Raw genomic sequence first — 13,414 nt, 5'->3', positions numbered from 1 at the left:
TGATCGATCCTGGAATCCGGTCGTGAGGCCGTCCGGGCGGTGATCGGCGGGCCGGGTCGGCGGCACCGCGGGCCCGATCGCGGCGACGGGTGGTAATCGGAGGAATCGGGAATACCGCCCGCGCGAAACCGATACGCTCATCCCAGGATTCAGCGCGAGTGTCTCAGCCGGGAGCATCCCATGATGAAGGCTCTGGTCACCAACGGCTTCTCGATGTCGCCTGTGGGCGCAGCGGACGAACCATCGCAGGCGGGTGTCGCGCTGCTGCGGCCCGGGGTCCTGGCTTTCGCCGGATCGATCGGTCCGACGGAGTTGCACGCGCACCACGCGGTGCAGATCGTCGCCGCGAGCACTCCGATCGTGGTGGTGGACGGCAGCGGCGTCCGCAGGCAGGGCACCCACGTCATCGTGCCGACCGACGCACCCCACCGCATCGACGTCGGCGCCGCGCACGGCACGGCCGTCTACCTCGATCCCGAGACCGCCGCCGGTGCGGCGGCCGACCGCAGGGCCCATCTCAACGGCTGGGCCGACAGCACCGACACCCTGGGCATCACGGCGGGTAGCGGCGATCTGACCGCGCAGGTCACCGCTGTCGTCGACGAACTGCTGCCGCAGGACGGAGCGTCCGGCGCGGGCGAGCGGCACGCGGTGATCACGGCGGCCCTGCAACTGCTGCCCGCTCTGGTGCGCACGGGCTCCGTGCGCGGCTCGGACGTCGCTCGCCAACTCGGCATTCCGGCGCCCCGGCTCTCCCATCTGTTCACCGAGCAGATGGGAATCCCGTTGCGGCGCTACATCGTCTGGCTGCGGCTGCACATCGCGCGGACCCGCGCACTGGCCGGGGACGACCTCACGACCGCCGCGCACGCCGCGGGTTTCTCCGACGGCGCGGACCTCACCCGCACCTGCCGCCGGACTTTCGGGCTCCCGCCCTCGGTGCTGAGCCGCATCGACGAATCGGCCCCGGACGCGTAACTCTTCCGCCCGGCGATCGGCTCGCGCTCGCCCCCTACTCGCCGATCGTTCTTCTCCGTTGCGTAAGCCGATGCGACGATCCAGCAGCCGCCGCCTCGACACCGGCACCCACCAGTCGCTGCCGTCACCGGTGACGGGGAAGAGTCGCCCACCCGTGGGATGCCGCCGCGCGGTGCTGCGAACACGTGGCCGAGGGCAACGGGCTCGCAATAGGGGTGCCCGAGGTGGCCGGGCAGGCCGCCGGTGAGTGGAGTCGGCGTGAACATCTGATCCAGGTCCTGGCAGATCACCGACGAGCGGCTTACGAGAACCCGGATCGATCGAGGAACGGTATCGGTTGTGCGGCGGATCGGTGGAGATGCTGGGCGTCGGTGCCCCTGGCGGCGCTCAGCTGCCGCATGCTGGCGGACAGAGGTCGGCCCAGCACCCGGAGAAGGGAGATAGACGGTGGCATTGGGACGTCGTCGGCTGCTGATCGGCTTCGCCGGTGCGGGTGGCCTCGCCTTGGCCGGATGGGGGTGGACGCGAGAACTCGCGCCACCTCCCGTGCCCGCCACAATCCGGTTCGATCCCGCACCCGGCGCACACGATGTCGAAGCACGCAGTCCCGGCACGATCACCGTCACCGACGGGACGCTGCGGTCGGTCGAATGGACCGATGAAACGGGCAGATCGCTGCCGGGCGTACCGGCACCCGATCATCGGTCCTGGACCACCGCCGAACCACTCGGCTACGGACACACCTACACCGCGAAAGCCGTGGCTCACGGTGAAACCGGCGACGTCACCGCGACCACAACCTGCACCACGGTGGCACCGCGACAGCTCATCGATGTCTCCCTGCGCTCCGCCAATCTCGTCGATCTGACCGAAAATGACAGCTACGGAGTAGGTTTCGTGCTCGTAGCCCATTTCGACGAACCCGTGGACCGGGCCGCCGCGGAACGCCACCTGAAGGTCATCACCCAGCCTGCCGTCGCCGGTGCGTGGTACTGGCTCGACGATCAGAACGCACACTGGCGGCCGGAGCACTATCACGCACCGGGCACCAGGATCACGATCGCGGCCGAACTCTTCGGCCGCGCGCTGGGCGATGGCCGCTACGGCGCGCGCGACCAACGGGTTTCGGTGAATATCGGGCCCGCGCACGTCGCGATCGCCGACGACGACACCAAACAGATCGAGGTCTTCGACAACGGAAACCTGGTGCGCACCATGCCCACCTCGATGGGCATGGGCGGCACCGCGGTCGTCGGCGGCAGAGTCATGTCGTTCTGGACTCGCCCGGGCGTCTACACCGTGCTCGACCAGAACGATCCGGTGATCATGGACTCCGCCAGCTACGGCCTCCCCACCGGCTCCGCGCTCGGCTACCGCACGAGCATCAACCACGCGGTCCGCATCAGCCACGACGGAATCTTCGTGCACGAATTGGCCGCGAGCATGTGGGCCCAAGGCAACACCAACGTCTCACACGGCTGCCTGAACATCTCCCCTGCCGACGCCGCGTGGTTCTACGACTTCGTCATCCCCGGCGATGTCGTCGAGGTCCGCAACACCGGCGGCGAACCCCTCGACATCTGGCACAACGGCGATTGGAGCATCCCGTGGACCGACTGGCTTCGCGGCGGCGCCCCCGCCTGACGGCGGCCTTTCACCCCAACGGACGGGACTCGACGTAATAGTCCGCCGATATCGTCTTCAGCACCTGCCGGACCCCCACCGGCGCCCATGCCGCGGAGGGGTCGCGCCGCACCACCGGATCGGTCAGTTCGACGACGTGACCGCGGGTCTCCAGCGCGAATGTGCCCGCCGCGCCGATGTTCTTGACCCAGTCGACATTCCGGCCGTACGTCAGCGCGATCCGGTACGCGCCGTCCTGCTCGAAGACCATGACCGGGGTGCGATAGGACCGTCCCGATTTCCGGCCCTTGTGCAGCACGATGCCGAAGCCGGGGGCGCGGCCGGCGACCAGGCCCGCGGTCGGATTGGTGAAATGCCGGTTGAAATTCGCCAGTGCGTGCGGAAGCACCATGGGCGGCGATCCTCTCTCCCTGTGGCGTGCGGTGTTCACGTTACGCTCGACCCCGTGTCCGCTCCGCATCGTGCGTCGCCCCACGCCGGAGACCCGAGGGCCGAGTCGATCGCGGTCTACGACCGGGCGGGTAACCCGGTCGGCGAGGCCGAGCGGGCCACGGTCTATCGCGAGGGATTGTGGCACGCCAGCGCCGGTGTGCTCCTGCGGTCCGGTGACGGCGCGCGCGTCTACGTGCACCGTCGCACCGACACCAAGCTCGTTTTCACGGGCATGCACGATTGCCTGGCCGGTGGTGTGGTCGCACCGGGCGAAGCGCCGCGCGAGACCGCCCTGCGGGAATTGGCCGAGGAATTGGGTGTGACGCCGGACTCCGCCGAGCTGTCCCCGGAGCCGCTGGCGCGGGTCTCCTGGGACGGCGAATGGGCCGGCCGTCCGATGCGATGCCACCTGTACGCGTACGAACTGCGCTACGACGGTCCCGTCCGTCACCAACCCGACGAGATCGCCGATGGATGGTGGTGGACCGACGCCGAGTTGCGCGCGCGTCTGGCCGATCCGGACTGGCCGTTCGTCCCCGACACCCGCCTGCTGATCGGGGACCTGCTGGTGAGCGCCGGGTAGGGGCAGGACGCCTCGTGCTCAGCTGGGCGAGGCGGCCGACCCGGCCCAAGCGGCGAACGCGCCGGGATTGCGCGTCTGCAGCAGCACCCGGCCGGGGCCGGTGAAGTCGAAGACGAAGCCCTCGCCGGACTTCAACGACTGGATCGATCGACCCGAAACCGCCCGCCGGATGGTGAAATTCATCGCCAGGTCGTAGGCGACCACATGCCCGGTGTCGATCGTGATCGGCTCGCCCGGCTGCAAGTCGATCACATCGATCGCACCGAACACGCCCACCACGATCTCGCCTTCGCCGTGCGCGCGCAGGCCGAATCCGCCTTCGCCGCCGAACAGGTTGGCGAAACCGCCCCACTTGCTCTCCACCTGCACGCCGTGCGAGTTGGCGATCCAGCCCCCGCGGCTGATGAAGAACGGCCGATCCGGGGCGATCTGCAGATTGAGCACGTCACCGGGAAGCGCGGGCGCCACGTCGACCCAGCCGCCCTGCGGCGGCGCGGTGAACGTCGAGACGAAGAACGATTCCCCGGCCAGCACCGAGCGCTTCAACCCGGCCAGGATGCCGCCCTCGGCCTTGGCCTGCAACGTCACTCCCGCCGAATGGGCCACCATGGCGCCGCTCTCGACCCGCATCGGCTCGCCGCCCGCGAGGAAGCAGCGCGCGATGGCGGCGGCCGGGCTGTGGCGCAGTTGTACCTTCATGCCCGCCGACCCTACCGCCGGGGCCTGCCCCGCGGGCACGGCCGTCAGAGCAGGTCGCGCAGCGCGGCGTCGTCGCGGGCCACGGCCGCCCCGCCGTCGGCGGTCAGCACGATCGGTCGCTGGATCAGTCCCGGATGTTCCACCAGTGCTTCGATCCAGCGGTCGCGGTCGGCCGCGGTCCGCGCCCAGCTCGCCATGCCGAGATCCTTGGCGGTCTGCTCGCCGGTGCGGGTGATGTCCCACGGCTCGGCGCCCAGCCGCCGCAGCACCTCACGCAGCTCGGCGGCAGTCGGCGGCTGGTCCAGATACTTCCGCACGGTGTAGTCGACACCGGCCTCGTCCAGGAACGCGGTGGCGTTGCGGCTCTTGCTGCACCGCGGGTTGTGCCAGATCTCTGTTTGCCCGGAAGTCATACACGGAGGGTACCGACGGCGCCCGCCGCCGCCATCGGGTGCCCATTCGCGGATCTCGGACGTCGTCCCGCGAAGTGCGGCGCGTACTCCGATACTGGGAGCATGAGTGAGCACGCATCGTCCGAAAACCCTTACGGCACACCGACCACGTCCGGTCCCGAACCCATCCCGTCGTACCAGGTCCTGATGAATCGGGTCGTGCGGACGCTGCTGCGCGTGCCGGGCATATCCGGCGTCGTCGGCAAACGGCTGATGGTCCTGCACGTCGTCGGACGCAAGTCCGGGAAGGTCTACGATGTGCCGCTGGCCTACACCCGGCACGGTGACAACCTGCTGATCGGCACCGCCCTGCGTCCATGGGTGAAGAACCTGCGGGCGGGTGATCCCGTACGGGGTTCCTTCGGCGGCGAACCGCGCACCTTCGTCCCGGTCGTCCACACCGCCGAGGCCGACGTGCTCCGGCTCTACGAGATCGTCGCGCGCGACAACAAGCAGAACGCGAAGTACAACGGCATCGGCTTCACCGCCGACGGTTCGCCCTCCAAGGCCGACATCTACCAGACCTGGCAGCAGGGCGGCGTGGTGGTGGAACTGACGCCGCACTGAGCGGGCGGGTCAGTTCCGGACGTAGCCGTCGGCGACGTCGAGCACTTCGTCGACGATCTCCAAGCCGGTGCGCAGTTCGTCGGCTGTCGTGGTGAGCGGCGGCGCGATCTGGAAACGGTTGCCCGCGTTGAACGGCCACAGCCCGCGCGCCTTGGCCGCGGCGGTGACCGCGAGCATCGGTTCGGCGTCCGCGCCCGTCGCCGCGAACGGGATCAGCGGTTCCCCGCTGCGCTGATCCCGAACCAGCTCGAGCGCCCAGAAGAACCCCAGCCCACGGACCTCACCGACACTCGGATGACGAGCCGCCAACTCACGCAGGCCTTTTCCGAGCACATCGGCGCCCACCGAACGCACGTGATCCAGAATTCCCTCACGCTCGAACACCGCGATCGAAGCGACGCCGGCCGCGCAGGCCAAGGGGTGCCCCGCGTAGGTGAGTCCGCCCGGATACACCACATGGTCGTAGCGCTGCGCGATGCGTTCGGCCATGAGTACGCCCCCGAGCGGGACATAGCCGGAGTTCACCCCTTTGGCGAAGGTGATGATGTCCGGCTCGACATCGAACGCCTGCACCGCGAACCATTCACCCACCCGGCCGAACCCGACCATCACCTCGTCGGCGATGTAGACGATGCCGAACTCGTCGCACAGCGCTCGCACGCCCGCGAGGTAACCGGGCGGCGGGACGAGCACACCGTTGGTGCCCACCACCGTCTCCAGGATCAGCCCGGCGATGTGCTGCGGACCCTCCAGCTCGATCACCTGCCGCAGGTGCGCCAGCGCGGCGGCCGTCTCCTCCTCGGGACCGGCCGTGCCCCAAGGCGATCGGTACGGGTAGGGCCCGAAGAATCGCACCACGTCCACATTGGTCGGCTCCGCGCCCCAACGCCGCGGTTCCCCGGTGAGGCCGATCGCCACCCCCGTGCCACCGTGGTAGGAGCGGTAGGCCGCGAGCATCTTCGTGCGCCCGGTGTAGCTTCGCGCCAGGCGCACCGCGTGTTCGACGGCCTCCGCGCCGCCCGTGGTGAACAGGATCCGGTTCAGCTCGCCCGGAGCCCGCTCGACGATCAGCCGGGCCAGTTCACTGCGCACGTCGTTGGCGACGGTCGGCGAGATGGTCGCCAACCGCTGTGCCTGGGCGACGATCGCGGCGACGATGTCCGGGTGCTGGTGGCCGATGTTCACGTTGACCAGCTGTGAGGAGAAGTCCAGGTAGCGCTTGCCCGTGTCGTCCCAGAAGTAGGAGCCGAACGCCCCGGTGATGGGGGCCGGGTTCAACTCGGCCTGTGCGCTCCAGGGATAGAAGACGTGATCTGACCCGCTCATGGGGCGAATTCCCCCTTCGAACCTGGATAGAACAGCACATTGGCACCATAGCCCTATCGGGGCGCCTGCGAGGCTGGAGGCGCGGCATATGACGAGATCCCTCGTGTCGGGCCCGGTTTCAGGCGGGGCGGCGGATGGCCTGTACGGCGGTGTCGTAGAGGTCGAACAGGTCGACCTGTCCGCCCAGGCGTACCCATTCCTCGTTGGCTGCCTGCAGGCAGATGATCGCTGCGGCCGCGATCGCGCGGGCTTGCAGGGTGCGGCGGTCGGAGTCGGGCAGTCGCGGCTCGATCAGCGGTGCGAACAGGTCTTGCCAGCGGGCTTGCTTCTCGGCGTGTCCGGCGCGTAGGGAATCGTTGCCGAACAGCAGCGTGATGAACTCCAAGCGGCCTTCGGCTGTCATGTCGATCTCCTCGAGCACCTGGAACGCCGCCCGCAGCGCCGCCCAGGCATCCTCGTCGGCCGGGCGCTGCGCGAGGCGCGCGGCGATCAGTTCGCCCTGTTCGGCCAGGCTGCTGAGCGCGAGGTCTTCCTTGTTGCGGAAGTAGTTGAACAGGGTCCGCCGGGAGACGCCCGCCGCGGAGGCGACCTCTTCGAGGGTCGTGTTGTCGTAGCCCTTGGCGGCGAACAGCTCGATAGCGGTCCGGGCGAGCAGCGAGCGGACCACGGAGCGGGTCTGTTCCCGAAGAGGTGTCGGTTTCGGAGCCATGCACCGATGGTACGTCATCTCACATGATGCACCTTATTGCACTCCGTGCAACAAGGTGCGTAGAGTGAATGACATGAGCAAAATCGACTATCACCGTCAGACCGTCATCGTCACCGGCGCCAGCTCCGGCCTCGGCGCCGAATTCGCCCGCCAGTTGGCCCGCCGCGGCGCGAACCTCGTTCTGGTAGCCCGCCGGGCGGACCGGCTCGAGAGCCTGGCCGCCGAACTCACCCACGCCCATGGAGTCACGGTGACCACCGTCGCCCGCGACCTCGGCCTGCCCGACGCCGGCCGCACGCTGCGCGCCGAACTCGAGGCCCGCGGCATCTACGCCACCGGACTGGTCAACAACGCCGGCTTCGGTACCCACAACGCGTTCACCGACGAGGATCCCGACCGCCTGCAAAGCATGATCGCGCTGAACGTCAGCGCGCTGGTCGACCTCAGCCGCGCCTACATCGACCCGCTGACCTCCACCGACACCGGCGTCCTGATCAACGTCGCGAGCCTGCTGGGCTTCCAGCCGACCCCATACCTGAGCGTCTACGGCGCCACCAAGGCCTTCGTCCTCAGCTTCACCGAATCACTGTGGGAAGAGACCCGCGGCACCGGCCTCCGCGTGCTGGCCGTGTGCCCCGGCGCGATGCAGACCGAGTTCTTCGACGTCGCCGGCAGCCAGTCCGCCGACTACGGCACGAAACGGGCAACCCCCGAGCAGGTCGTGACGATTGCCCTCGCCACGCTCGACCGCCGGTCCGCGCCCCCGTCGGTGATCACCAACGGCCGACCGCTCGCCCTCGCCGGCAAACTCCTGCCACGCCGCCCGATGGTCCGGCTCATGGGCTGGATGGCCCGCCGCCAGCCCACGCAGCCCCTGTCGCCCGCGCCAACTTCCTCCCATGAAGGAGGCATCACCGGCGCCCGCAGGCCCTGAGCCACACACAAGTGCGGCCGACCGTTCGTCGAGATCGATCGGCGGATCGGCGGAAATGGTGTTCACCCCTAGCGGCAACATCGAGCACCATGACGCACTACCGCGAATACCTCCGGAAGGAAGCCACGGATGGCTGATCACGACCTCGTTCTCGTCACCGGCGCCGGCGGCGTGGGCCGCCTCGTCACCGAGCGGCTGCGCGCACAGAACGTGCCGGTCCGCGTCCTGATCCGCCGCGAGGACGACCGCGCGGCCGCCGTGCGGGCATTGGGCGCCGAGGCCGTCACCGGGGACCTGACCCGCCCCGAAACGGTGGCGGCCGCGCTCGACGGCGTCCGCCGCGCGTATTTCGGGCTCGGTGTGTCCCCGGACCACCTGCTGGCGGCGACCGTCATGGCCACGGTCGCGAAGGCGCACGGCGAACTCGACGTACTGGTGGACATGTCGCAGATGACGGTGTCGCAGATGACCGCCACCAGCACCGCGGAATCCCACCAGCAACGGCTGCACTGGCTGGCGGAACAGGTGCTGGACTGGTCGGGCCTGCCCGTGGTGCACGTGCGCCCGACGACGTTCCTCGACAATCCGTTGTTCACCACCCTCGCGGCGCGGTCGATCCGCGAGAACGGCACGCTGGCGCTGCCGTTCGGGACCGGACGCACCTCGCCGGTCGCCGCCGACGACGTCGCCCAGGTGGTCGCGGCCATCCTGCGCGCTCCCAGGGAGCACGCAGCGAAGGTGTACGAGCTGACCGGACCGCGGGCACTCGACATGACCGAAGTAGCCCAGGAGTTCTCCAGGGCGCTCGGCCGCACGGTGACCTATCTGGACGTCCCCCTGCAATGGTGGCGCACAGAGGTACTCGCGAACGCGGGCCTGCCACAGCACACCGAGCAGCACATCGCGACCATGGCCCAGCTGCACCGCGCGAACCGTTACGACAGAGCGACCATCGACGTCGAGCGCATCACCGGGAAGCGGCCCCTGACCGTCGAGGAGTTCGTCGCCGTCCGCAAGGACTTCTACCTCGGCTGACTGCCGCAGGAATCCAGGTGGAGAGGGCCTCACCGAAGTCGCGGTCGGGCACGTCGACAGTGTGCCCGAAAGCACTGCCATGGGCGATACGTCTGTCCCGTCACCCTTGTGGTAAGGGAAGGCGGAGTTCGGTGACGGCGATGCGGGCGGTTTCGGCGATGGCGGCGTCGACAACGGGCAGGTGCGGGTCCGCACGGGCCGCCCGGGTGAATATCGCGACCGCGACGGGGTGCTCGCCGGGGAATTCGACGACCGCCACCTCGTTGCGGATGACCCCGATTGTTCCGGTTTTGCCTGCGACCGACACGCTGCGGTAGGGGAATCCGGCGGTGACGCGGTGCGGCCAGACTTGGTGGCGCATGACGGTGCGGACGAATTCGGTCTGCTCGTCGGACAGCACCGCGCCGCTCCACAGTGCGCGCAGGAGACGGGTCATTTCCTCCGGTGTCGTCGCGCTGGTGTACGACGGGTCGTACGCCGACACCGACCATGCGTCGTCGTTCTCGGCGAGCACGGCGAACGCCTCGGCGGTGGTGTGGGTGTCGGTGTCGCGGACGAGGCTGCGGTGCAGGTCGGCCGTGCCGCCCACGATCCGGGTGCGGGTAAGGCCCAGGTCGTCCAGCAGGCCCTCGACCGCACCGAGGCCCGTCGCGCCGAGCAGAACATCGGCCGCGGCGTTGTCGGAGACGGTCATCATCGACGTCGCGAGGTCGCGCAGGCTCATGGTCACAGGGTCGCGCATGACGGCGATGCCGGTGGGTCCCGGCGTGCAGTCGGACGGGAGCACCGTCAGCCGGGAAGCCGGGTCGATGCGCCCGGCGTCGACGAGGCGGCAGAACGCGACGAACAGCGGCAACTTGTACACCGACGCGAGCACCACCCGTTCGTCGCCGCCCACGGAGATCTCGATCGCGGAGCCGTCGCACCGGCGCGCGTGCAGCCACCCGCTGCATCCGGCATCGGCGAACACGGCGCGGATCCGGTCCTCGGCAGTGCTCACCGCAGCCGCTCCCGATAGAGCATCCGGTCGACCGCGTCGGCATGGGCGTCGGCGCCGGGGCGGTGGACGACGCGGACGCGCAGCGCGACCGCCTGCGGCGCGACGCGCAGCCACGTCACGCCGGGCGTGTCCGACGGAGCCACGGCAGTGAGACCGAAACTCGTCCCGGCCGCCACCGCCGCGAACATGGTGCGGTCGTCGGGCGCGGGGACGGTCGGTGCGTCCAACCCGCGCTCACGCAGCAGGTCCACGACGGTGTCGAAGGCGGGCGGATTGGCCGCGCGCGGCGGACAAGCGAAGTGCAACCCCGCGAGCATGGGGAAGGTGGGGCGTTCGGCGGCCGCGCTGCGATGATCCGACGGCACCACGAGCCAGCGCGGCACCTTGACGACCGGACGCACCTCGACCCCGTCGACCAGGGCGGGATGCTCGATGACCGCCACATCGAACATTCCGGCGCGCACATCGGCGACCAGATCGACGCTCGTGCCCACCCTCGTGGACACCGCGGCACCCGGTGCGACCACGGTGCGCAAGGCCCCGACACAGGCCGTGACCACCCGATCGGGCAGCGCCGCGATAGCACCCCAGTGCACGGCGCCGTGGGCGTTCGCGATGCGGTGCGACTCGGCGAGCAGGCGCTCGGCGTCGTCCACGAGCAGCCGAGCGCGCGGGAGCAACTGCGCACCGGCCGAGGTGAGCACGGCTCCTTGCCGGGTGCGGCGAATGAGGTCGACGCCGAGATGCCGTTCGAGCCGTCTGAGTCCCTGCGACAGCGGAGGCTGAGTCATGTCCAGCGCGGCCGCCGCCCTGCCGAAATGTCCTTCATCCGCGACGGAGACGAAGAACCGAAGGTGGCGGATCAGGTCCATGCGGTCATTGAACCAGCGGATTCGCCGACATCGATTCCGCTGTCCCCACGGGAGCTCCGGCCGACGCCGAACCGCGAGCGAACCTGCGACGATATCCAAGTCGACTCGCCCGCGCCGAGGCCGGCTATTGGCGTCGTCGGCGGCGGCGATGATGTGGTGCGGCAGTGACTTTTTCCGACTTCGCTCACCGTGCCCCGCTCGATCGGCGCCGGCTCCTCGCCGCTGTGGCGGTGTCCGCGCTGTCCCTGGCCACCGCCGCGTGCGGGTCCGGCGCCGATGCGCCGGCGGCCCCGAACACCACGCCCGCGGCCGCGAATCCGCAGTTCGCCGAGATGGAGACGACACACTCCGCACGCTTGGGTGTGTACGCGTTAGATATCGGCACCGGCCGCACCGTTGGCCATCGAGACGGGGAGAGATTCCCGATCGCCTCCACCTTCAAAGGTCTCGCGTGTGGGGCCCTCCTGCGCGACCATCCCCTGGCAACGGGTTACTTCGATCAGGTGATCCACTATTCCCGGTCCGAACTCGTCGACAACTCGCCGGTGGCGGAGAAACACGTCGACACCGGCATGACCGTCTCCGAGCTGTGCGATGCCACGATCACCCTGTCCGACAACACCGCGGGCAACCAGCTGCTGAAGCTTCTCGGCGGCCCGGAAGGTTTTACCGCGTTCCTGCGGTCCATCGGCGACACCACCTCCCGCCTGGACCGCTGGGAGCCCGAGTTGAACACCGCCATTCCCGGCGACGAGCGGGACACCACCACAGCCGCCGCCCTCGCCACCGACTACCGCAACCTCGTCCTCGGCGACATTCTCGCCGAACCCGAGCGAGCGCGGTTGAAGTCGTGGCTGGTCGCCGCCAAGACGGGAGACGCACGCATTCGTGCCGCGCTGCCCGCCGACTGGACGGTCGGCGACAAGACCGGTAGCCCCGCTTACGGCGGCGCGCTCGACGTCGCGATCGCTTGGCCGCCCGGACGCGCCCCGCTCGTCATCGCCGTGCTGTCCACGAAGTTCGAGCGGAACGCCGAAGCCGACAACCCTCTCGTCGCCGAGGCCGCCCGCGCCGCGGTCGGTGCGCTCGGGTAGACCGGGCGCCCCTTGCCGCAGGGCGCCGTCACCGGCCGACTGGAATTGCTCCCGTCATGTGACAGCAGATATTCGGGACGCCGGTCCGCCCTGCGGTGATGTCAAGAGCAACGACCGGGCTCGTCTGGACCAACCGAGTCGACACCATTGCCGCCGCACTACGGTGAGCGCCGGCGCAGCAACCTTTCCGCTCAGTTCTCCATTCCCTCCCTGACCGCGGCCAGCGCATGCCAGGCGATTTCGGGGTGTTCGGTCTCGCCCGGGTCGCCGGCGAACGGGTCGAGCACGATGGTGTGCGCGCCGAGTAGGCGAAGCTCGGCGAGGTCGGCGAGGATCTGGTCGATAGATCCTTCGCCGGCGCGGCGGGTCTCGTCCGACAGCGGCTCACGGGTACGCCGGAGCATGATCCGCGGCGCGAAGCCCGGAACCGGTCGGCCTTGCTCGTCGGCGGTCCGCCGGAAACGCTCGACGGCGTCGCGCATCCATGGCATCGACTGACGCAGGGGGTGCCAGGCCGCGCCGTAGCGGATCGCGCGGCGCTGGGCGGCATCGGTGAGGCCGCCGACCCAGATCGGGATGTCGCAGGTACCGTAATCGTCGATGTTCTGCCAGGCGGCGGTGAGGACCTCCAGCAGCTCGTCGGTCTGCTTGCCGCGGCGGCGGAAATCGAGCCCGAGGGCATCGAACTCCTGCTGCGCCCAGCCGACCCCGACGCCTAGCACGAACCTTCCCTTGCTGAGCTGGTGCAGGTTTGCCGCCATCCGGGCGACCAGCAGCGGATGCCGGTACGGTGCGATCAGCACGGTGGTGCCGAGCTTGATCGTGCCGGTCTGGCCGGCCAGCCAGCTCAGCATGGTGAACGGTTCGTAGAACGGCGCCGGGTACTGCTCAGCAACGTCGGGTGTGATGGTGACATGATCCGACGTCAACAGCAGGTCGTAGCCGAGACCTTCGACCGTGCGAGCCCAAGCGAGCAGCCGGTCGGGGGTCGCGCCTGGGCCGAAGTTGGGGACGTTCACACCGATTTGCATGCCTGTCAGGCTATTCAGGCCGATGGCGATTCCGAACAGGACCCTCGCTGTCCATCAG

Annotated in this window: 15 protein-coding genes; 7 read left to right on the top strand and 8 right to left on the bottom strand. The window is 69.2% G+C overall.

Annotated elements, in window-relative coordinates:
* The first annotated feature begins 180 nt into the window (after window positions 1-180).
* Together ABZ420_RS19105 and ABZ420_RS19100 are read left to right on the top strand one after the other, a co-directional pair.
* On the top strand, window positions 181-978 hold the full coding sequence (locus ABZ420_RS19105; RefSeq protein ID WP_357124215.1) for a helix-turn-helix domain-containing protein: 798 nt from the start codon (window positions 181-183) through the stop codon (window positions 976-978).
* 447 nt (window positions 979-1,425) lie between these two features.
* Window positions 1,426-2,622 (top strand): Ig-like domain-containing protein, encoded by a 1,197-nt coding sequence (locus tag ABZ420_RS19100; RefSeq protein ID WP_357124212.1) that lies wholly within the window; start codon window positions 1,426-1,428, stop codon window positions 2,620-2,622.
* 10 nt (window positions 2,623-2,632) lie between these two features.
* Here ABZ420_RS19100 and ABZ420_RS19095 read toward each other — a convergent pair whose 3' ends face one another.
* A complete protein-coding gene (locus ABZ420_RS19095) occupies window positions 2,633-3,013 on the bottom strand; it encodes a nitroreductase family deazaflavin-dependent oxidoreductase (protein WP_357124209.1) in 381 nt (126 codons plus the stop codon).
* 54 nt (window positions 3,014-3,067) lie between these two features.
* Here ABZ420_RS19095 and ABZ420_RS19090 point away from each other — a divergent pair, with 54 nt between their 5' ends.
* Window positions 3,068-3,637, top strand: a complete 570-nt coding sequence (locus tag ABZ420_RS19090; RefSeq protein WP_357124206.1) for an NUDIX domain-containing protein — start codon at window positions 3,068-3,070, stop codon at window positions 3,635-3,637.
* Between the two features lie 18 nt (window positions 3,638-3,655).
* Here ABZ420_RS19090 and ABZ420_RS19085 read toward each other — a convergent pair whose 3' ends face one another.
* Both ABZ420_RS19085 and ABZ420_RS19080 read right to left on the bottom strand, forming a co-directional pair.
* Window positions 3,656-4,336 (bottom strand): TIGR00266 family protein, encoded by a 681-nt coding sequence (locus tag ABZ420_RS19085; protein WP_040867188.1) that lies wholly within the window; start codon window positions 4,334-4,336, stop codon window positions 3,656-3,658.
* 44 nt (window positions 4,337-4,380) lie between these two features.
* Window positions 4,381-4,749: an arsenate reductase family protein gene (locus ABZ420_RS19080; protein ID WP_357124203.1), complete on the bottom strand. Its 369-nt coding sequence runs from the start codon at window positions 4,747-4,749 to the stop codon at window positions 4,381-4,383.
* Window positions 4,750-4,851: 102 nt separating this feature from the next.
* Here ABZ420_RS19080 and ABZ420_RS19075 point away from each other — a divergent pair, with 102 nt between their 5' ends.
* Window positions 4,852-5,355, top strand: coding sequence for a nitroreductase/quinone reductase family protein (locus tag ABZ420_RS19075; RefSeq protein WP_357124200.1), 504 nt, complete (start codon window positions 4,852-4,854; stop codon window positions 5,353-5,355).
* A 9-nt stretch (window positions 5,356-5,364) separates the two neighbouring features.
* Here the strand turns inward: ABZ420_RS19075 and ABZ420_RS19070 are convergent, their stop codons facing one another.
* Window positions 5,365-6,681, bottom strand: a complete 1,317-nt coding sequence (locus tag ABZ420_RS19070; protein WP_357124197.1) for an aspartate aminotransferase family protein — start codon at window positions 6,679-6,681, stop codon at window positions 5,365-5,367.
* 118 nt (window positions 6,682-6,799) lie between these two features.
* Window positions 6,800-7,390, bottom strand: a complete 591-nt coding sequence (locus ABZ420_RS19065) for a helix-turn-helix domain-containing protein (protein WP_357124193.1) — start codon at window positions 7,388-7,390, stop codon at window positions 6,800-6,802.
* 73 nt (window positions 7,391-7,463) lie between these two features.
* Between ABZ420_RS19065 and ABZ420_RS19060 the strand changes: the two genes are divergently transcribed.
* Window positions 7,464-8,324 carry an SDR family oxidoreductase gene (locus tag ABZ420_RS19060; protein ID WP_357124190.1) on the top strand — a complete coding sequence of 287 codons (861 nt, stop codon included), beginning with the start codon at window positions 7,464-7,466 and terminating at the stop codon, window positions 8,322-8,324.
* 129 nt (window positions 8,325-8,453) lie between these two features.
* Window positions 8,454-9,359 (top strand): NAD(P)H-binding protein, encoded by a 906-nt coding sequence (locus ABZ420_RS19055; protein WP_357124187.1) that lies wholly within the window; start codon window positions 8,454-8,456, stop codon window positions 9,357-9,359.
* A 100-nt stretch (window positions 9,360-9,459) separates the two neighbouring features.
* On the opposite strand, the gene ABZ420_RS19050 is transcribed toward ABZ420_RS19055, so the two are convergent.
* On the bottom strand, window positions 9,460-10,359 hold the full coding sequence (locus tag ABZ420_RS19050; protein ID WP_357124184.1) for a serine hydrolase: 900 nt from the start codon (window positions 10,357-10,359) through the stop codon (window positions 9,460-9,462).
* Window positions 10,356-11,231: a LysR family transcriptional regulator gene (locus ABZ420_RS19045; RefSeq protein WP_357124181.1), complete on the bottom strand. Its 876-nt coding sequence runs from the start codon at window positions 11,229-11,231 to the stop codon at window positions 10,356-10,358. Before ABZ420_RS19045 ends, ABZ420_RS19050 begins: the two co-directional genes overlap by 4 nt.
* 164 nt (window positions 11,232-11,395) lie before the next feature.
* Between ABZ420_RS19045 and bla the strand changes: the two genes are divergently transcribed.
* On the top strand, window positions 11,396-12,325 hold the full coding sequence (gene bla / locus ABZ420_RS19040; RefSeq protein WP_357124178.1) for a class A beta-lactamase: 930 nt from the start codon (window positions 11,396-11,398) through the stop codon (window positions 12,323-12,325).
* A gap of 191 nt (window positions 12,326-12,516) precedes the next feature.
* Here bla and ABZ420_RS19035 read toward each other — a convergent pair whose 3' ends face one another.
* Window positions 12,517-13,356: an LLM class flavin-dependent oxidoreductase gene (locus ABZ420_RS19035; protein WP_357124175.1), complete on the bottom strand. Its 840-nt coding sequence runs from the start codon at window positions 13,354-13,356 to the stop codon at window positions 12,517-12,519.
* Window positions 13,357-13,414 lie beyond the last annotated feature (58 nt).

The sequence above is a fragment of the Nocardia sp. NPDC005745 genome (assembly GCF_040630775.1).
Taxonomy (GTDB): domain Bacteria; phylum Actinomycetota; class Actinomycetes; order Mycobacteriales; family Mycobacteriaceae; genus Nocardia.
This window is presented reverse-complemented; position numbering and strand designations above follow the sequence as displayed.

Excerpts from the sequence above, each read along its gene's own strand:
- ABZ420_RS19105 (WP_357124215.1), top strand. The coding sequence starts at position 181 with ATGATGAAGGCTCTGGTCACCAACGGCTTCTCGATGTCGCCTGTGGGC.
- ABZ420_RS19095 (WP_357124209.1), bottom strand. The coding sequence starts at position 3,013 with ATGGTGCTTCCGCACGCACTGGCGAATTTCAACCGGCATTTCACCAAT.
- ABZ420_RS19085 (WP_040867188.1), bottom strand. The coding sequence starts at position 4,336 with ATGAAGGTACAACTGCGCCACAGCCCGGCCGCCGCCATCGCGCGCTGC.
- ABZ420_RS19080 (WP_357124203.1), bottom strand. The coding sequence starts at position 4,749 with ATGACTTCCGGGCAAACAGAGATCTGGCACAACCCGCGGTGCAGCAAG.
- ABZ420_RS19075 (WP_357124200.1), top strand. The coding sequence starts at position 4,852 with ATGAGTGAGCACGCATCGTCCGAAAACCCTTACGGCACACCGACCACG.
- ABZ420_RS19070 (WP_357124197.1), bottom strand. The coding sequence starts at position 6,681 with ATGAGCGGGTCAGATCACGTCTTCTATCCCTGGAGCGCACAGGCCGAG.
- ABZ420_RS19065 (WP_357124193.1), bottom strand. The coding sequence starts at position 7,390 with ATGGCTCCGAAACCGACACCTCTTCGGGAACAGACCCGCTCCGTGGTC.
- ABZ420_RS19060 (WP_357124190.1), top strand. The coding sequence starts at position 7,464 with ATGAGCAAAATCGACTATCACCGTCAGACCGTCATCGTCACCGGCGCC.
- ABZ420_RS19055 (WP_357124187.1), top strand. The coding sequence starts at position 8,454 with ATGGCTGATCACGACCTCGTTCTCGTCACCGGCGCCGGCGGCGTGGGC.
- ABZ420_RS19045 (WP_357124181.1), bottom strand. The coding sequence starts at position 11,231 with ATGGACCTGATCCGCCACCTTCGGTTCTTCGTCTCCGTCGCGGATGAA.
- ABZ420_RS19035 (WP_357124175.1), bottom strand. The coding sequence starts at position 13,356 with ATGCAAATCGGTGTGAACGTCCCCAACTTCGGCCCAGGCGCGACCCCC.